The organism is Legionella beliardensis (assembly GCF_900452395.1).
In the GTDB taxonomy this organism is placed as follows: domain Bacteria; phylum Pseudomonadota; class Gammaproteobacteria; order Legionellales; family Legionellaceae; genus Legionella_C; species Legionella_C beliardensis.
This window is the reverse complement of the sequence record NZ_UGNV01000001.1, coordinates 1,665,162-1,685,191: the sequence shown is the minus strand read 5'-3', so window position 1 is coordinate 1,685,191 and position 20,030 is coordinate 1,665,162. Positions and strand designations below refer to the sequence as shown.

Sequence of the window (20,030 nt, the reverse complement as noted above, 5' to 3'; positions counted from 1 at the left end):
AGGGCGTTAATTTATTTTTGACTATTTCAAGATTGACGTTCACTTGCAAATAAAATAAATAATGGCTGTAAAGCTAGCTTTAATATTAGCTTCAGATTTTATTTACCAGCTAGCTATCAGTCATTATAATTTTTTTTTTTTGTTCGATAAATCTAATAATGCCCAATAGCTTCCGTGACTTTTCTTTTTTTATAGATAAACAATTTATTAAATTTACATGAAATATTTTTAGGTTTATCCTTAGGATGAACAACTAAGGATTTTCCTAATTTAAAACAAGAATTAAAAGTGTTTTATGACGTAGCTCATAAAAGCAATATCGCTAAAAATGCTGCTTTCTTTAAACCACCAGCACTAGCTATTTCTTCTTTATCAATTAACGGAGAAATTACAAACGAAGATGTAGATAATCAAGAATTTTGACTTTAAGGTAAGCGATTAAAAACTTATCGCATGCTATTTAAGGACGTGTTACCTAGTTAAATGTAAATCAGGAGCTATTAAATCCATGGAAATTCGTGTAGCAGAAGAGAAAGATTGCAAAGAATTGCACGCGTTGATCATTAAAACTTGGCGAGAAACTTACCCAAGCTACATCGCTAAACAGGGAGAAGAAGCTATTGCACATGAAATTGCTGACCGATTTTCAATAGAAAAGGTTCAATCTTATCTTAAAGATATAAATCGTAGATTATGGGTTGTTACTAATTCACAAAATAATATGGTTGGTTATGCACATATCATTTTACCTAAGGAGAATAAGAAACCAGCTTTTTTAGATCAAATTTATCTAATACAAGAAGAGCAAGGGAAAGGATTAGGGACAATTTTATTACAGCAATGCTACTCGTATTTAAAAGAGAAAAATATTTCTGGGCTAGAATTAGAGGTCGATGTTGATAATGAAAAGGCAGTTAACTTCTATAAAAAGCAAGGGTTTCAAGTAATGAAAAAAGTCCCTTATGATGAGGTTCATGCGCCTGGGTACTTCGATTATGTAATGGAAAAAACAATTATAAAATCGCCAGGTATATATGGCCTGTGGGCTCCTGAAGAGAAAAAAGAAAAGGAGCAAATAGAATACAATTCGTATTCGATTGCATAAGCTCCTTTTGAGTGTATGGGTTATAACCACTTTTCTTAAATCAAGCATGCTTCAGCTTTAAGAGTAATATTCAACTGAGCATGCTCTGTTCTATTTATAACTCACAATCCGCTGTAATAACTGAAGCGCCATGATTGGTGATTTCTACTTGCGCACTGCCATCGACACTAATATTTAAGGTATCTTGATCTTTGATATCAAGGCTAACTTCTTCACCCTCTTTAAGAACATGATTATTAACAATGCCTGTGTACTTTAGCATGTGAGCTGTTAGAGAACTCTTCTCATCTTGGGTAGATAAAGTACATGTCATAGTGAGCTGCCACAAAAAGGGATTCGTTAATACTTTCCCTTGATTTGGTTCAAACTCATAATGTCTTGTTGCTAATAAATCAGTTGCATAAGTAGCAGAAGACAAGACGAGTGCCGCTAAAGAGATTAGTCCTTTTTGTTTTACTTTCATAATATTCCTAAAAAATAAGTTAAAATTTGCAGGCGTATCATGTCATAAATGTAAGCATTTGTGTAGTTTTTTAATTTTTTTATATTTAAAAATTAATGACTTAACATCCACCCTATCCTTTTTTCCGGCTAATTCGACTAAGCTAGTTAAAAATAATACGGATTAGAAAAATGAATAAAAAAGTAAAGATTATAAATCAACAAACGTTACATGATGGTTATTTGAAAATTTCTAAGCTTAGTCTTAAAGTGCCTAGCTTATCTTCTCAGAAGGACTATATTGCAATCAATGATCGAGAAGTAATAAACACAAATGACTCAGTATCGGTTCTTCTTTATGTACCAGCTAAAGATAGTTTTATACTATGCCAACAATTTCGGGTGGGTGTATTTCTTAATAAAATTGAAGATGATTGCTTTACCTTAGAATGTGTAGCCGGAAACATTGATAAAGCAGAATGTCCTAAAAAAGCTGCCTATCGTGAAGTGAAAGAAGAGACAGGAATTGAAATTAAAGACATTCAACTTATTGCTACTGTATACAAAAGCCCAGGCCTTCTAACTGAGAAAAATTATCTTTTTTATGCTGAAGTAAATGAGTTGCCTAGCTGTAAATTACATGGCGTAGATGATGAAGAAATCATGACTCACGTTATAAAGCGTGAAAAAGTTTATCAACTTATGGATGGTATGCAACTAATTGATGCCGCTACTGTGCTGGCGCTTAATTGGTTTCATGCTAAGCGTCATCAATAAGTATTTAGCCGATGCGTATTAAATAAAGTTTATTTAGCAGATACAGGCGTTTTCTATTTTTATCTATTTACATTTAATTCAAAACTATGTTTTGATTTTTTAAAGGGACTTCCTGGGTAAACGACATGGCTTATCTTATTTATTTGCTGCTGTTTATTCTCGCGCTCGGGGTGTTAATTAAATCTCGCTTGTTACCTCCTCACGTAGGCTTATCTTCTAATAAGCTAAGTCACGATGATTTACTTGCTTTATTGCAGCATTTTAACTACCGACCTGAACAAGGAATTTGCTTTGGTTTTACAATTACCTGGGCGCAAGAGGTGGCATTGCTACAGGCAGAGGAGTTTTATGAGCGTCTTAACTTAATTAGACGAGAAAAAGGGCAGATTTTACCAAAAACTGATGCGATTACTTATAAAGTTAAACATAAACAACCCATTAAATGGCAAGACTATCAACTACTAGAAATCAAATCATTTATTGAAATGATTTGTATGGCACAATCACCAGACGCTTATGAAGATGTTTATGCAAGGCGGTTAACACAAGTAAACATTAATCATATTATTGCTGCAGCACAACAAGGCTGCATTACGCAGCCTGTTAAGCGTATTTTTGCTAAGACTGTGGCGTTTGAATCGTTGACCCATACTACAGATTTCTTTAACCAACTAAGTTTGCTGATAAAAAAAAATGATCATTTAGCTATGGTTGTTAGTAATGAAAGTCACGCGGTTGGATTAAAAAAAGCAGCAAATTATTGGTTATTTATTGATATTAATTACCTGTATGAGCAATCTACTTATTATCCTTATCTTGTGCTTGATAGTGCACAATTGAGTAGTCAGTTAAAAGATAGTTTTGAAGAATCGGGTAATCTTATATTTAATCTCGATTTTATTTCTACCGAGAATAAATCTTTAAGATTGCGCTTAGAAAAATTAAATAGTAGTTATTCCCTAACTTATAAACATTTTTTTCATAAAAATAGCCGTGACTATAGCTTTATCGATATTTGTATTCAAAGCGGTGATGAATATAGTTTTGAAGAATTAATAAGGCTACATAATAGCAGTAGGCGTAGTTACCTGACTTTAGAGCAGATTAAAGGTGTGCTACTGTCTTGTGTTAGAAGAAATCAAAAAGCAATATTAATTGCTTTAATGAATGCAAAAGGCTTAGATATTAATACTTGTGTAATTAATCAAACAACAGTACTTGGTCTTGCATGTAAAGCAGGGAATACAGCGTTAGTTAAGTTATTGCTGACCCATCCCTTTATAAAAATTAATCATTCTAATCTTAAGGGTAATACGCCGCTGATGCTTGCTTGTAAGTACCATAAAAAAGACAGCGAGTTAATCACATTATTGCTACAAGCAGGTGCATGTGTAACCTGGCAAAATGACGCCAATAAAAATGCTTTAATGATTGCCAGGGAAAATAATAATCAACTCGCTGTTGCCGCCATTAAAGCCTATCAACGAGAGCAACATTTGGCTGCTGAAACAACCCGCAATGTCTATTTAAAGCTGGCAAAAAGGGAAGGAGAATCTGATCTTAGTTATGCTAAAAAATATAATTTATTTACCAAAAGAGCCACTGATACAGATGCCGAGTCACAGCGGTCAAATCAATTATTTAGGTATTAAGTAGAAAAGTTGATTGGAACGCCCAATCCTAGCTTGGCTGGGCGCTTTTAACAATAGGAAAATTAAGCCTAAGGCACATCTCTTTCTTTCTCGCCTGTATATAGCTGGCGGGGACGGCCGAGTTTAGAGCGGCTAGCCACCATTTCCATCCAATGAGACATCCAGCCTACTGTTCTTGCTAGCGCAAAAATAACAGTAAACATATTGGTTGGAATGCCGATAGCGCTTAAAGTTAATCCTGAATAAAAATCCACATTTGGATAAAGCTTTTTATCAATAAAATAATCATCTTCAAGCGCAATACGCTCAAGTTCCATAGCTAATTTAAAAAGTGGTGAATCAAGCGCGCCTACTGCTTGTAATACAGCATGGCAAGTCTTGCGCATAACCTTAGCACGGGGGTCATAGCTTTTATAAACCCTATGGCCAAAGCCCATTAAGCGAAATGGATCATCTTTATCCTTAGCTCGCTTAATATAGTGATTAATATTTTTAACATCACCAATGTTTTGTAGCATGTTGAGGCACGCTTCATTGGCACCACCATGGGCAGGACCCCAAAGCGCACCAATTCCCGCAGATATACAAGCAAATGGATTAGCGCCTGTTGAGCCTGCAAGTCTTACTGTTGATGTTGAGGCATTTTGCTCATGATCAGCATGTAAGGTAAAAATAGTATCCATTGCATTAACAATAATTGGATTAGGTGTCACATTTTCTGTGGGCACACCAAACATCATATGCAGAAAATTTTCTGCATATGACATTTTATTTAAAGGATACATATAGGGCTGGCCTATTGAGTATTTATAGCTCATGGCAGCAAGAGTAGGCATTTTAGCGATTAATCGTATTGCAGAAATATACCTGTCATATTGGTTCGTTAAATCCATGGAGTCATGATAAAAAGCGGATAAGGCACCCACAATACCTACCATAATTGCCATGGGATGAGCGTCACGTCGAAAGCCATTTAAAAATTGGTACATTTGTTGATGTACCATGGTATGGTTATTAATCAGGCTAACGAAGTCTTTTTTCTCTTCTTCGTTTGGTAATTCGCCATTTAATAATAAATAACTCACATCCAGAAAATCTTTTTTCTCAGCTAATTGCTCAATAGGATAACCTCGATAAAGTAATACACCCTTATCGCCATCAATAAAGGTAATCTTAGATTCGCAAGCAGCAGTTGAAACAAACCCTGGATCAAAAGTAAATAAACCAACCCGGCTTAAGTTATTAATATCAATAACATCATTACCAAGTGTAGGGCTATAAATAGGTAATTCTACCGGCTCGTGGCCCTCTAGGCTAAGTTTGGCAAACTTTTCGGTCATAGCGTCTCCTGAGTAATGGCTTGAGAGCCTGGATGCGTTAGTGCACAAGACTATATAAAAATGCTTTTCTACAGTCTACAATTTTTTTTACACTTGATGGTTAATTATATTATAATTTGAATAATTAGTGATCAAACTTTAATATATTAAACCCCCCTTTAAAGCTCTAAAATAGCTAGGTGCATCCTATCTTAAGAAAAGAGCTATTATACTGAAATTCCACTAAAATGAAGAATTTTTTATGGGAAATTAATCATTTTAATCTAGATCTGTATAATGTTTTCCCATTTTACGGATTAATATTCGTTTAGGATACGAAAGTTGGTTAGAGATTTAGTGCCGCAATCAGGTTCATTAAGCTTAAGAGAAAAGGATTTTTACCAGAAAGATGTACATAGCTGATTTGTCTGATTCAATTGAGGCTGGCATTATGGTATCCTTATAGGATTTTATTTTATCTAAAAATTGCATAAGGATCTTTCTTCCCCATGGTTTATTCTGCCAAAGAAATTATATCAGTTAATATTGAAGATGAGCTAAAGCAGTCCTATCTTGACTATGCAATGAGTGTTATTGTAGGCCGGGCCTTGCCAGATGTACGGGATGGTTTGAAGCCTGTGCATAGGCGTGTACTATTTGCAATGAGTGAGCTAGGTAATGACTGGAATAAAGCCTATAAAAAATCAGCACGCGTAGTAGGGGATGTGATTGGTAAATACCATCCGCATGGTGATACTGCAGTTTATGATACCATTGTCCGTATGGCCCAACCTTTTTCAATGCGTTATTTATTGGTTGATGGTCAGGGAAACTTTGGGTCAGTTGATGGCGATCGGGCTGCAGCTATGCGTTATACTGAGATACGCATGTCAAAGCTTGCACATGCCTTATTAGCAGATTTAGATAAAGACACCGTTGATTTTGTGCCTAACTATGATGAAACAGAGTTTGCGCCTTCGGTTTTACCTACCCGTGTACCTAATTTATTAATTAATGGCTCTTCAGGCATCGCAGTAGGGATGGCTACTAATATCCCGCCGCATAATTTAACCGAAGTCATTAATGCATGTATTGCTTTAATTCAAGACCCAAGCTTAAGTATCGATGACTTAATGGAGTATATACCTGCCCCTGATTTTCCTACAGCGGCCATCATTAATGGCAGGGCTGGTATTGTCCAAGCTTACCACACAGGTCGTGGTCGGCTATTTATTCGAGCTCGTACTGACATTGAAACTGATCAGCATTCAGGCAGGCAAGCTATTATTATTACGGAGCTACCTTACCAAGTAAATAAAGCCCGTTTAATAGAAAAAATTGCGGAATTAGTCAGGGAAAAGAAAATAGAAGGGATATCTGGCTTGCGCGATGAGTCAGATAAACAAGGTATGCGCGTGGTAATAGAGCTAAAGCGTGGTGAAGTAGCAGAAGTTATCTTAAATAACCTTTATGCCCATACGCAAATGCAAAATGTATTTGGTATTAATATGGTAGCTCTTGTTGATGGGCAACCGCGTACCTTAAATTTAAAGCAAGTCTTAGAATACTTTATTAAGCATCGTCGCGAAGTAGTAACCAGACGAACTATTTTTGAACTCAAGAAAGCACGGGACAGAGCCCATTTATTAGAAGGGTTAGGCATTGCTCTAGCAAATATTGATGAAATGATAGCGTTAATTAAGGAATCGCCAACTCCGCATGATGCTAAAGAACGCTTATTAGCAAAAACTTGGAATTCTGGCTTAGTAAAAAGTATGTTGCAAACTGCAGGCAGTGACGCCTGTCGCCCAGATAATTTATCTGCAGAATATGGTTTAAGTGACGAGGGTTATCGTTTATCGCCAGAGCAAGCCCAAGCTATTTTAGAATTAAGACTACATCGTTTAACGGCGTTAGAGCAAGATAAAATAATCAAAGAATTTGAGCAGCTTTTGGCACATATTAAAGACTTACTCGATATTCTTGCCTCACCTGATAGGTTGTTAACAGTTATTTATAATGAGCTTGTAGATATTAGAAATCAATTTGGTGATACGCGCCGCACGGAAGTAATTGCCTCGCAAGAAGATTTAACCATTGAGGATTTAATTACCGAAGAAGATGTGGTGGTGACTTTATCGCATGAAGGTTATGTCAAATACCAGCCTTTATCGGCCTATCAAGCTCAGCGCCGCGGTGGTAAGGGTAAATCTGCAACCAATGTTAAAGATGAAGATTTTATTGAAAAATTAGTAATTGCTAGCACGCATGATACGTTATTGTGTTTTTCTAATCACGGTAAACTTTATTGGCTAAAGGCTTATCAATTGCCATTAGCAAGCCGCATTTCACGTGGTAAGCCTATTATTAATATCCTGCCTTTAGCACCAGGTGAAGCAATTAACGCCATGTTGCCTGTACGTAGCTATGACGAAGGCTATTTTGTATTTATGGCTACTAAGCATGGTACGGTTAAGAAAGTTCCTCTAGAAGCTTTCAGCAGGCCGCGTTCTAATGGAATCATTGCCGTTGATCTTGGTGAAGCTGATCGCTTAGTAGGGGTAGATATTACAGATGGCAGCAAAGATATCATGTTATTTACCGATGCGGGTAAAGTCATTCGCTTTGACGAAAAATTAGTTAGGCCTATGGGTAGAACAGCCAGGGGCGTGAGAGGTATTCGTTTAAGTGATGATCAATCTGTTATTTCACTTGTTGTTGCTAAATCCGAAGGAACAATTCTAACTGCAACTGAAAACGGGTATGGCAAGCGAACCAATATTGCCGAGTATCGAATTTCTGGCCGCGGAGGACAAGGTGTTATTTCCATCCAAGTAAATGAACGTAATGGTAAAGTGGTTCGTGCCCTGCAGGTAGAAGCAGGGGATGAAGCAATGCTAATTACGGATAAAGGCACATTGGTGCGGTTTAGAGTAGATGAATTGTCGGTCATTGGTAGAAATACACAGGGCGTGCGCTTAATGAATTTACATACAGGTGAGCAAGTTGTAGGAATGCAACGTATTGTTGAGCTTGATGAAGAGCCAGACTTAGCAGTTGCTGAAGAAATGATTGATGAATAGGGGCTATAATTTTGGCGCAGGCCCCGCCATGTTGCCTGAGGAAATATTACGTGAGGCACAAGAGGAACTATTAAATTGGCAAGGGTTAGGCATGTCGGTTATGGAAGTAGGACACCGAACTGAAGAATTCATGTCGCTTATGGCGGAAGCTGAGCAATTATTACGCCAGCTCTTATCCATCCCTGCAACCTATCATGTTTTATTTTTAGGTGGTGCTGCCCGTACCCAATTTAGCATGATTCCAATGAATTTAGTTGCAGATAATGAGCAATCTGGCTTTCTTATAACAGGCATATGGTCATTAATGGCTTACGAAGAAGCAAAGCACCTTAAGCAAGCTTATGTCATTGCCTCTAGTGAAGCGAATCAATTTTTATCAATACCAGCAAAGCAAGCATGGCAATTTAAAGAAAATACGTCTTATATCTATTACACACCCAATGAAACAATAAACGGTGTACGGGTTGCTTTTCCCCCTAAACATGGCATGATTCCTGTCATTGCTGATATGACGTCTTGTTTATTAGCTGAACCAATTAATATTAATGACTATGATTTAATTTTTGCCGGTGCGCAAAAAAATATTGCTAATGCAGGCTTAACTGTGGTTATTATACGAGACGATTTAATCCATAAGATTAAAGAGACTAAATTACCAACAATGCTTGATTTTCGCATTCATGCTCAGTATAAATCCCTGTACGCAACCCCGCCTACCCTTAATTGCTATTTAGCTTTAAAGATGTTTAAGTGGATTGCAAAGCAAGGTGGCGTGCAAAAACTTTACGAGCAAAATTGTAAAAAAGCGGAAAAATTATATACCTATATCGATAACGAGCCCTTTTATCAATGCAATATTGATAAGAAGGCTCGCTCGTTTTTAAATATTTGCTTTAATTTATCTCGCCCAGAACTTAACGATTTGTTTCTTAAAAAAGCACGTAACAGAGGCTTATTGGCATTAAAGGGCCACCGCATGGTAGGAGGCTTAAGAGCAAGTATATATAATTCGATGCCACTTGCCGGAGTTGAGACTTTAATTCAATTTATGCATGATTTTGCCAAGGAACAATATTTATGAATACGTTCGATTATGTCAGTAGCCCAGTTCAGCAGTTACGAGGGGATATTACTGTTCCTGGCGATAAATCTATTTCGCATCGGGCAATTATGTTTGGTGCTATTGCAGAAGGCACAACGACAATTAATGGCTTTTTAGATGGTGAAGATTGTTTAGCCACTTTAAATGCATTTCGCCTAATGGGCGTAGCCATTGAAGGCCCCATAGCACAGCGGGTCATTATTCAAGGGGTTGGTAAACATGGTTTGCAAGCCCCTGCCGAGGTCATTGATTGTGGTAATTCAGGTACCAGTATCCGACTTCTAGCAGGATTATTAGCTGCTCAATCATTTGATAGCGTGCTTACTGGCGATGCAAGTTTACTTAAAAGGCCCATGGAAAGAATTAGCCGGCCCCTTACGCAAATGGGGGCTGACATTGATACGACGGAAGGAAAGCCACCTTTATCTATCAAAGGGGGACAATCGCTAACAGGCATTACCTATGAAATGCCTGAGGCAAGCGCCCAAGTTAAATCTTCTTTACTCTTAGCAGGTTTATACGCCTCAGGGGAGACAACAGTTATAGAACCTGGTTTAACCCGTGATCATACTGAAAGAATGCTAACGGCTTTTTCTTATCCTATCAGTAAGTCTGAGAATAAAATTATTATTAACTCGGAAGCAACCTGTATTGGTACGGATGTCATTGTACCAGGTGATATTTCATCAGCAGCCTTTTTTATCGTTGCAGCAACGCTCATTCCTGATTCAGATATCTTAATAAGAAATGTAGGAATAAATCCAACACGTACTGGAATTATTCAAATTCTACAACAGATGGGTGCAAAGATTGAGCTTAAAAATAAAAGACTTTATGGCGAGGAATTAGTTGCTGATTTACATGTTCAGTATGCGCCTTTAGAAGGAATTGATATTCCTACAGCCTTGGTACCATTAGCGATTGATGAATTTCCTATTATATTTATTGCGGCTGCGTGTGCAAAAGGACAAACGAGGTTACATGGGGCTAAGGAATTACGTAATAAAGAAAGTGACAGAATTAGCGCTATGGTTGATGGCTTGCAACGACTCGGTATAGAAGCACAAGCATTTTATGACGGCGTATTTATTAATGGCGGTACGCTACAAGGTGGCGAGATAGACAGTTATCACGATCACCGCATAGCGATGGCGTTTGCTATTGCAGGCGCGGCTGCTAAGAATGAAATTATTATAAAAAACTGTGAAAATGTCGCCACGTCATTTCCAACTTTTGTTAATACAGCTAACATGATTCAGTTAGCTATCAAGGAACAACGTCATGCAGTCAAGTAAGTTAATTCCTGTTATTACCATTGATGGCCCTAGTGGTACAGGAAAAGGCACCATTTGTTATAGGTTAGCCGATCATCTAAATTGGCATGTTCTTGATAGTGGCTCGATTTATAGAGTGCTTGCTTATGCTGCTAGAAAAAAAGCGATTGATTTTAATGATATAAACAGTATGGTCAACCTTGCTCATCATTTAAATGTTAAATTTGAGACTGATCCTCACTTAAAATGCAGCGTTATTTTAGATAATAACGATGTTTACAAGGAAGTTCGAAGTGAGCAATGTGGACAAGATGCCTCAAAGATTGCTGTTATTCCCGAAGTTAGAGAGGCATTACTAGCGAGACAGCGTGCTTTTGCCAAATTACCAGGGTTAGTAACCGATGGGCGTGATATGGGTACAGTCGTTTTTCCTGATGCAATTCTTAAGTTATATTTATATGCCTCAGCCGAGGTTAGGGCAAATAGACGCTACTTACAGTTGAAAGAATCTGGAATTGATGTTAGCCTCGCCGAAGTTATTAATGAGTTAAAAATGCGGGATGAGCGTGATACTGGACGTCAACATGCGCCTTTAATGCCAGCTGCAGATGCAATTCTTATTGATACAACTGGATTAACGATTGTACAAGTGTTCAATAATGTTTTAAAATTAGTGAACAAGCACCCGTTTTTTCAGTAATGCTTGTGGTGCGATTCAGAATTAATATCATTTATAGTTAAGTTAAATGATTTTATTTATTATAAAAGATAATCTGAATTAAATATTGGGAGGCTTTGTGATTTGGATGTCACATGGCTATTTTTTTTACTAGAGAGTTAATTAACATGTCTGAAAGTTTCAAAGAGTTATTCGAGCAAAGCATCGCCGGTGCTCAATTTTATCCTGGTGCCATAATTACTGCAAAAGTTATTGATATTGATGATGATTATGTAACCCTAAATGCTGGCTTGAAATCTGAAGGAATTGTAGCGGTAGAAGAGTTCCAAGATAAAAATGGTAAGTTAGAAATCCATGTTGGGGATACAGTTGAAGTTGCTCTAGATTCTGTTGAAGATGGTTTCGGTGAAACATTGCTTTCCCGGGAAAAAGCAAAACGTCAAGAAGCATGGCGTAAACTATCAAAATCACATGAAAATAACGATACAGTTACTGGTTTAATTTCTGGTAAAGTTAAAGGTGGTTTTACAGTTGAGATTGGCACAATAAGAGCATTCTTGCCCGGTTCTTTGGTTGACGTCAGACCTGTTCGCGATCCGTCTTACCTCGAAGGTAAAGAACTTGAGTTCAAAGTAATTAAAATGGACTTGAAACGCAATAATATTGTTGTTTCACGTCGCGCTGTTGTAGAAGAAGAAAGTAGTGCTGATAGACAAGCATTATTGGATTCATTGCACGATGGACAAATTCTACATGGTATCGTCAAAAACCTCACAGATTACGGTGCATTTATTGATTTAGGTGGCATTGACGGCTTATTACATATTACTGATATTTCTTGGAAACGAGTAAAACACCCAAGTGAAGTTCTTACTGTAGGTCAAGATGTTAAAGTTAAAGTATTAAGCTTTGATAGCGAGCGTAATCGCGTTTCATTAGGTATGAAACAACTTGGAAATGATCCATGGGTTGATTTAGTAGAACGTTACCCAGTTGGTAAGAAAATGCAGGGTAAAGTAACTAATATCACCGATTATGGTTGTTTTGTAGAGATTGAAGAGGGTGTAGAAGGCTTAGTCCATATGTCTGAAATGGATTGGACAAACAAAAACGTTCATCCAAGTAAAGTTGTTTCAATGGGTGATATCGTTGATGTTATGGTACTCGAAATTGATGAAGAGCGTCGTCGAATTTCTCTAGGTATGAAGCAGTGCGTAGGCAACCCTTGGCATCAATTTGCCCAAACTCACAATAAAGGTCAGAAAGTAACCGGTAAAATCCGTTCAATTACTGACTTTGGTATCTTCATTGGACTTGATGGTGATATTGATGGGCTTGTTCACTTATCTGATATTTCCTGGACTACACCAGGTGAAGAGGCAGTTAAGCAGTTTAAGAAAGGCCAAGAGCTGGAAGCAGTCATATTAGCTATTGATCCAGAAAGAGAGCGTATTTCTTTAGGTCTGAAACAATTAGAAGGTGATTCTTTTGCTACTTTTGTGGAAGAATACAATAAGGGTGCAATTGTTAAAGGCAAAGTAGTTGGCGTTGAGCCAAAAACGGTAACGGTAGACTTAGGCCGTGAAGTAATTGGTACTATTCGGGCTAATGAATTATCTGAAGACCGCGTTGATGATGCAACTACTTGCTTTAAAGAAGGTGATGAAGTAGAAGCTAAAATTGTTAATATTGACAAAAAGAGCCGCATTGTATCTCTTTCAATCAAAGCAAAAGATGCTCATGACCAAGCAGAAGCAATTAAAAAATATTCACGCAGTGAAGTTGCTTCAACCACTTTAGGTGATTTACTTAAAGAAAAAATGGCTCATAAAGAAGCAGAATAGTTTGATTTAATGATGATAAAAAGCGTAGGCCACTACGCTTTTTATTTTTTACTTTAATCAAAAAATAATATTATTCTAATTCTTTACTTTGTTCATGCTTCATTCTAAAGAGCTCAAATAGATTATTTTTGTAGTCTACAAAAGGATTAATTGATGCGTATAATAATGATTATATTATATTTATTATTAATACTATTAGGTATAAGCTTTGCTGCTTTAAATGCAGCTTCAGTGCAGGTTAATTTTTATGTAACTACTCTGACTCTGCCCATTTCAGTATTAATGGCATTAACCTTAGGTATTGGGCTTATTATTGGTTTTTTGCTTTTCTTAAGCCGTTATTGGCGTCTTAAAATGGCGTGTTTAAAAATAAGAAATCAACTAAAGATTACTGAAAAAGAAATTAAAAATTTGCGAACGATGCCTCTGAAAGATCAACCCTGATTATTCCTGTCTACTAGATTATTTTCATAGTTGTGAGTCTTCCGATTAGTAAGTCTATTGCTTTTATTTAAGCGGTTTAAATTTAAATTGATAGTAAAGCAGATAATACTAGCAAAACTAGCTTAAAACACATTAAAATAACTTGCTTCTATTGGTTCTGATAGGGATTCTTTAATGATTAACTTATGGCCGTTATTATTACCTGCTGCAGCATTATCTGGCTGGTGGGTTGCTAGCCGTAATTATTCACTTAAAGGATCAAAAAGTGGTAATTACCTCTCGCGTGAATATGTCGTAGGCTTAAATTATTTACTAAATGAGCAACCTGATAAAGCAGTAGATATTTTCATTAGGCTACTAGATGTTGATAGTGAAACTGTAGAAACTCATTTAGCACTAGGTAGCTTATTTCGACGTCGTGGTGAAGTTGATAGGGCAATTCGAATTCATCAAAATCTTATAGCAAGGCCACAATTAAGTCTAACCGAGCGTCAAGAAGCATTACGTGCTCTTGGTCAAGATTATATGAGTGCTGGTGTTTTCGATAGAGCAGAGCGTATTTTCTTAGAGGCAGTTAAATTAGGCGGTAACCAAGAAATAAATAGCCTTCATGGATTATTAGCTATTTATCAACAAGAGAAGGCCTGGGAAAAAGCACTAGAAATAATTCAGAAATTAGAGTGCTCTACCGGACAAAGTTTAAACCATCAAGCAGCCCATTATTACTGTGAAATTGCTGAACAAGCATTGAAAGCTAATTTACTTGATAAAGCCCAAAGTGCTACGCGCCAAGCCCTGCTTATTGATAAAGAATCTGTCCGAGCAAGTTTACTACAGGCATCGCTAGACATTAAAAATGCTCGCTATAAACAAGCGCTTCGCTCATTGAAACGAGTTCCTTTGCAAGATCCTGATTTTTTAGCTGAAATTATTGAGCCTCTCGTGTTTTGCTATCGTCAATTAGATGCAATGAATGAATGCATAGAATATTTACAGCAAACATTATTATCTAATCCCCGCGCTTCAACTATTTTTGTTATTGCAGATCACCTACAAAAAGAAGAAAATATAGATACTGCCATTGATTTTGTCTCGGAAAAATTAAGCACTTATCCTTCTATCAAAGGATTAAATCGCTTAATTTTTTGGCATTTAGAGAGTGCACACGGCAAAGTCAAAACAAAATTACAGATTTTATATAATATAACGAGTAAATTTTTAGAAAATAAGCCCAAATATCGCTGTGGGTACTGTGGTTTTGGAGGTAAGCATTTGCACTGGCATTGCCCAAGTTGTAAGCAGTGGGGTAAAATGAAGCCTGTTTATGGGTTAGAAGGTGACTAATTGAATTTTTCTTATATCTTAGGCAAAACTTGTTATAGCTACCTACTAAAGTTGTTAAACATTAGAGAATTTTATGCAATTTATTGATTTAAAAAAGCAATATAAATTAATTGAGACAGATATTTTAAATAGCATCCAAAATGTACTGAATCATGGTCAATATGTTATGGGTCCAGAAATCACAATTTTAGAAAAAAAATTAGCTGATTTTATTGGTGTGAAACATGCTGTAGTTAATGCAAGTGGTACCGATGCACTATTCATGTCTTTATTAGCTTTGGATGTAGGCCCAGGGGATGAAGTTATTACAAGCCCTTTCAGCTTTTTTGCGACTGCAGAAGTCATTGCTTTGTGTCAGGCTAAACCTGTTTTTGTAGATATTGATCCACTAACTTATAACATTGATTCTAACAAAATTGAAGCAGCTATTACCAAGAAAACTAAAGCAATCATGCCAGTTAGTTTATATGGCCAATGTGCAAACATGGCTGCTATTAATGCAATTGCTAATAAATATCAAATCCCAGTTATAGAAGATGGCGCCCAAAGTTTTGGAGCTACTCATTTTGGTCACTATTCGTGTGCATTATCCACGATTGGCTGCACTAGCTTCTTCCCATCAAAGCCTTTAGGCGGCTATGGTGATTCAGGCGCTTGTTTTACCGATAGTGATGAGCTTGCTATAAAGTTACGTGAAATTCGCAACCATGGTCAGGACGTACGTTATCATCATAAACGTATTGGCCTTAATGGGCGCATGGATACCATCCAGGCTGCAATTTTGATTGAGAAAATGAAATTATTTGCCCATGAGATTGAGTTACGAAACTCAGTGGCTACTCAATATAATACGTTGCTTGCTGATGTTGTAAACATCCCTTGCATTCTACCTAATAATAAAAGTGTTTATGCCCAATACACGATTGAGGTACCCCACCGCGATGAATTTCAAGTTCAGCTACAACAGCTTGGAATCCCAACAGCTATCCATTATCCAATCGCCATGCATCAACAAGAAGCATTAGCTCATTTAGGGTATAAAATAGGTGATTTTCCGCATGCAGAGCAAGCGAGTAAGCATGTGATTAGTTTACCTATGCATCCTTATTTAAGTATTAATGAGCAGCAGACCATAGTAAATGCATTAAAATACTGCCTTAATGAAATGAAAGTGGCTAGCTAGATGAACACTAAAATTATTATAGCGCTCGATTTTTTTAATCAAGCAGAGGCATTAGCATTAATTAAGGATGTAAACCCTGAGCACTGCGCTGTAAAAATAGGTAGTGAAATGTTTACATTGTTTGGAGCAGATTTCGTTCGGCATTTAATTAAACAAAATTTCAACGTGTTTCTTGATTTAAAATTTCATGATATTCCCAACACAGTAGCACATGCTTGCCGAGCCGCGGCTGAGTTAGGTGTTTGGATGGTTAATGTTCATGCATCCGGTGGTTTAAAAATGATGCAAGCGGCAAGAGAGGCACTTACACCTTACGGTCTGCGTAAGCCCTTATTAATTGGTGTCACTGTGTTAACAAGTATGGCTGCCGAAGATTTACCTGCCATGGGTATTATTTCCCCTTTAGAAGAGCAGATCATACGTTTAACAAAACTTACTTATCAAGCAGGCCTTGATGGCGTTGTCTGTTCTGCTCATGAGGCTCCCCTCGTTAAATCCCTTTGCGGCCCATCTTTTTTAGCGGTCACGCCTGGTATACGTTTACCTCATAGCGGTGTTGATGATCAAATACGGATCACCAGCCCAGAGCAAGCAATAAAAATGGGCAGTGATTATTTAGTGATTGGTAGGCCTATTACACGTGCTGCGAATCCAAAAGCAGTCATTGACTCAATTATCCATTCCTTATCTACCTAAACGGATTTGGGTAAGAAATACTTAAAAAATTAACTCTTTGTCTATAATAAAATAGCTTGCTTGCTCGAAGAAGTGTGCGCTTGCTATTCATTTCTCATAAAATTTATGTTAGTTATAAAAAGGATGACTTATTTAATTCATCTTGTTTAACTTAGATCCTGTATCAATGCTGCGCATGTTACCGGATATTGTATTCAAGTTAGTTAGGAGTAAATCGCTGAGTTAGCTTCTTAATTAGAAGATTTCTATTACAACGTAGTGATAATCAACTGATCAGGATGTAAGCGGATAACCAAGTAAGCTTTGTATAGATTCACAATTTGATAGATCTGACCTTTTAAAACGAAAAGAGTTTTAAAACTCTAATGGGAGCAGACTATGGGCAAAGGACATGTTTTAAGTGAATTACTGCAGCAAAATGGAATAAAAAATCCTAATAGTGTTTTATTGAAAAAGTATCTACTTTGTGTTTATTTTGGGCGGTTTAGAATCAATGGGCTTTCGCCTGATCAACAGTTTTCTTTAAGTGATTATTTGCTTGATGAAGAAAGAGTCATTTTTGATTTCACCCACTTAAGTAAACAAAAAAAAGATGAATTTTTAAATTGGTTTTTAGAGGCACATCAAAAAAATGCCCAGCGGTTTTTTTTAAGCGACGCAACGACTAATGATTATCGTGGCTATACTGCGGAGGTTGGTTTAAGTTGGTGGGGTAGAATTACTAATTTATTATTTCGACGTAAAAAATCATATAAATGGCATTTAGCACCGTTTGAACTAACTAACGATTATCAGCTAAATAGTATAGAAATTTCTGAAGGTGAATATGGCTTGTTGATTGGATTAAATCAGCACGCTACTGAAAATACTGCAAACAAATATCATCTGGATAATGATAATCAAGATAAACCTCTGCGAAATACAAAACGAGTTTTTTTTACCGACGCTTTAGTAAAACAACTTATGTTAAGTGATCTAGATTCTTTTGATTACAGCGAGATAGTGTCTAATCCTCATCCTTTTGCAATTAGAGTTATTTCACAAGAGCAACGTCTTAAAGCCATGCATGAGCATAGGCAAGTTCAAGGGCTTATTTATACCTTATCCTGGCATGCTCGCTTATGGCGATGGTTTATAACTTGGTTTCAGCCATTAGCGATTAAGCCTGAAATCAAGCAGCAAGAGCAAAAAGTATCTTTTAAAGAGCCGCAACTACTTACCATAAAAGGGAATGTGCAAGTTTATCAGCGGCCTGATAATGGCGAAATATTAATTACTGAGAAACGCCCTGATTTAGATACGTTTGTTTTTTGTGGCGGTGGGGTAAAATTTTTTGCACATCTAGGTGCTTATAAAGCATTTGAAGATGCAAAAATCAAGCCTAAAAAATTTGCTGGTAGTTCAGCTGGCGCAATTATGGCAATTCTTTGTTATTTAGGCTATTCCTCAACTGAAATATATGAATTTTTTAAAAATTTTCGTCAAGAACATTTGATATTTTATGATATTGATCGGTACGGAATTTCTGACACTCGTGCTTTAAAAGCAGCACTTGATTTTATGATTGTTAAAAAAGTTAATCATATTATTGCGTCTCATGATTTAGATCAAACATCTGAGGGGCAACAATTTTTAGTAAATCATGTTTTTAAAGATGGTAAAATTACATTTGAATCACTTAAGAACTTAAAAAATGCATACCCTAATTGTGGGTTAGGAGACGAGCTAATTGTTACTGCCACCAACATCAAAAAACGAGAAACTCGTTATTTTTCTTACACGCTCACTCCGGCAATGGAAATCAGCGAAGCTGGTGCAATTTCTGCTAGTTTTCCAGTTGTCTTTAAACCCACAGTTTTTGAAGGCGAACAGTATAACGATGGAGGTATTTTAAATAACCTACCTACCGAAGTTTTTAGTGATGATTATTCAACATTTTTAGAATCACAATACAATAATTGTTTAAGTCTTGTAGCTTTTCAATTTGATAATGGGTATGAAAGAGGAATTTTAGATACTTTTTTAACGCGAGTTTATAGAGAAAATTTTGTTTTAAATTGGATTTATGGGTTTTTAACTGGCGTGAAAGATCCAGTTAGTGCTTGGGAACGTGAACGAATTAAATTAAGAAATTACGGCAGTCAAGTCGTATTAATTTCACCAGCTGATATCAGTTCTACTCAATTTAACATTGATGCTCATGGGCAAGCCCTATTATTTGAAAATGGTTATCAGGCTGGCAAAAATTATATCAATGCCCGCTATCAACAACAAAACGATGCTAGCTATTCAGCTTTAAATGAGGAGCATTTATTTTTAACCTTTGCCAATAGCCAAGAAGCAATGTATTACAGCTGCTATCGGGGTCGTAAAGATTGGTTTGAATACTTTGCTAGGCGGTCATTATTAGAGGGATCAACCGAATATGCGGTTAATCAATTAAGGATTCGCTACTTTAATGAGTCTATTAGTGATCTTACTGATGAAAATAAAAATGGTATCGTTGCCGAATCCAATTCTTTTACTAGTATTGAGGATTTAAGTATCAATAGAATATTGTTTGCCGCTATTTATCCAATTTTTTTAAAGCTGCCTTGTAATTTTATTAATAATGCCTTTGATTTAAAACTATATAGGTGGGCGAGGCATTCCTTTTCTATTAGAGAGCCTTTAGGTTGCCTTGAGTATTTAGAAAAACTACAGGGTGAAACACATTTATTAATTAATCTCTTGGTTCATCTTCTTAAAGACTTTAAAGCAGCTTTAATAGATATAGATACCTTATGCCGAAAACTTACTGTTTTTGAATCTCTCATTAGTTCAGAAAATAAACTGCATGATCCTAGTTTTTATGCTGCTTGGCCTACGCTTACGCAAACAAAAACTATCTTAGAAGATTTTGAAAAAATAGACTGGCCTTTATTAGCTGATTTCTGCCGTAATATTAAAAAACCTGAAAAATCAGTTGTAACCTCATCTATTTTATCTGCCAATGATAAAATAAATGATAAAAAGGCTGAATTAAATTTATTTAAACGTGCTGCTAACGAGGAGCCAGAAGGTATGGTTATACAATCAATCCATTAA

The 20,030-nt window shown here is 36.5% G+C and carries 16 protein-coding genes; 14 read left to right on the top strand and 2 right to left on the bottom strand.

Translation table 11 applies throughout. From position 1 onward, the window contains the following. Positions 1 to 288: 288 nt before the first annotated feature. A complete protein-coding gene (locus tag DYE47_RS16485; RefSeq protein WP_278043857.1) occupies positions 289 to 423 on the top strand; it encodes a hypothetical protein in 135 nt (44 codons plus the stop codon). An 85-nt stretch (positions 424 to 508) separates the two neighbouring features. Next, positions 509 to 1,105, top strand: a complete 597-nt coding sequence (locus DYE47_RS07405) for a GNAT family N-acetyltransferase (protein ID WP_115302663.1) — start codon at positions 509 to 511, stop codon at positions 1,103 to 1,105. Between the two features lie 94 nt (positions 1,106 to 1,199). On the opposite strand, the gene DYE47_RS07400 is transcribed toward DYE47_RS07405, so the two are convergent. Further along, complete coding sequence (locus DYE47_RS07400; RefSeq protein WP_115302662.1) at positions 1,200 to 1,568, bottom strand: hypothetical protein; 369 nt, start codon at positions 1,566 to 1,568, stop codon at positions 1,200 to 1,202. Between the two features lie 170 nt (positions 1,569 to 1,738). On the opposite strand from DYE47_RS07400, the gene DYE47_RS07395 reads away from it, so the two are divergent. Both DYE47_RS07395 and DYE47_RS07390 read left to right on the top strand, forming a co-directional pair. Continuing rightward, positions 1,739 to 2,323, top strand: a complete 585-nt coding sequence (locus tag DYE47_RS07395; protein WP_115302661.1) for an NUDIX domain-containing protein — start codon at positions 1,739 to 1,741, stop codon at positions 2,321 to 2,323. Positions 2,324 to 2,448: 125 nt separating this feature from the next. Then, positions 2,449 to 3,975: an ankyrin repeat domain-containing protein gene (locus DYE47_RS07390; protein WP_115302660.1), complete on the top strand. Its 1,527-nt coding sequence runs from the start codon at positions 2,449 to 2,451 to the stop codon at positions 3,973 to 3,975. Positions 3,976 to 4,043: 68 nt separating this feature from the next. On the opposite strand, the gene gltA is transcribed toward DYE47_RS07390, so the two are convergent. After that, a complete protein-coding gene (gltA, locus tag DYE47_RS07385; RefSeq protein WP_115302659.1) occupies positions 4,044 to 5,315 on the bottom strand; it encodes a citrate synthase in 1,272 nt (423 codons plus the stop codon). A gap of 488 nt (positions 5,316 to 5,803) precedes the next feature. Here gltA and gyrA point away from each other — a divergent pair, with 488 nt between their 5' ends. The 10 genes from gyrA to vpdC all read left to right on the top strand — a co-directional run bounded on the left by gyrA (position 5,804) and on the right by vpdC (position 20,030). Next, a complete protein-coding gene (gyrA, locus tag DYE47_RS07380; protein ID WP_115302658.1) occupies positions 5,804 to 8,377 on the top strand; it encodes a DNA gyrase subunit A in 2,574 nt (857 codons plus the stop codon). Beyond that, entirely contained in the window at positions 8,370 to 9,458 is a 1,089-nt protein-coding gene (serC, locus tag DYE47_RS07375) for a 3-phosphoserine/phosphohydroxythreonine transaminase (RefSeq protein WP_115302657.1), read from the top strand. Before gyrA ends, serC begins: the two co-directional genes overlap by 8 nt. Beyond that, positions 9,455 to 10,774, top strand: coding sequence for a 3-phosphoshikimate 1-carboxyvinyltransferase (gene aroA / locus DYE47_RS07370; RefSeq protein WP_115302656.1), 1,320 nt, complete (start codon positions 9,455 to 9,457; stop codon positions 10,772 to 10,774). Before serC ends, aroA begins: the two co-directional genes overlap by 4 nt. Continuing rightward, positions 10,761 to 11,453, top strand: coding sequence for a (d)CMP kinase (gene cmk, locus DYE47_RS07365; RefSeq protein ID WP_115302655.1), 693 nt, complete (start codon positions 10,761 to 10,763; stop codon positions 11,451 to 11,453). The genes aroA and cmk overlap by 14 nt, the downstream gene beginning before the upstream one ends. Before the next feature lie 146 nt (positions 11,454 to 11,599). Then, on the top strand, positions 11,600 to 13,276 hold the full coding sequence (gene rpsA, locus DYE47_RS07360) for a 30S ribosomal protein S1 (protein WP_115304036.1): 1,677 nt from the start codon (positions 11,600 to 11,602) through the stop codon (positions 13,274 to 13,276). A 153-nt stretch (positions 13,277 to 13,429) separates the two neighbouring features. Next, positions 13,430 to 13,720 carry a lipopolysaccharide assembly protein LapA domain-containing protein gene (locus DYE47_RS07355; RefSeq protein WP_115302654.1) on the top strand — a complete coding sequence of 97 codons (291 nt, stop codon included), beginning with the start codon at positions 13,430 to 13,432 and terminating at the stop codon, positions 13,718 to 13,720. A 174-nt stretch (positions 13,721 to 13,894) separates the two neighbouring features. Further along, complete coding sequence (gene lapB / locus DYE47_RS07350) at positions 13,895 to 15,064, top strand: lipopolysaccharide assembly protein LapB (RefSeq protein ID WP_115302653.1); 1,170 nt, start codon at positions 13,895 to 13,897, stop codon at positions 15,062 to 15,064. Between the two features lie 73 nt (positions 15,065 to 15,137). Beyond that, the gene (locus tag DYE47_RS07345) at positions 15,138 to 16,247 is read left to right on the top strand and encodes a DegT/DnrJ/EryC1/StrS family aminotransferase (protein ID WP_115302652.1); all 1,110 of its coding nucleotides are present in this window, start codon (positions 15,138 to 15,140) and stop codon (positions 16,245 to 16,247) included. Further along, complete coding sequence (gene pyrF / locus DYE47_RS07340) at positions 16,248 to 16,943, top strand: orotidine-5'-phosphate decarboxylase (protein WP_115302651.1); 696 nt, start codon at positions 16,248 to 16,250, stop codon at positions 16,941 to 16,943. A gap of 378 nt (positions 16,944 to 17,321) precedes the next feature. Further along, complete coding sequence (gene vpdC / locus DYE47_RS07335; protein ID WP_115302650.1) at positions 17,322 to 20,030, top strand: Dot/Icm T4SS effector VpdC; 2,709 nt, start codon at positions 17,322 to 17,324, stop codon at positions 20,028 to 20,030.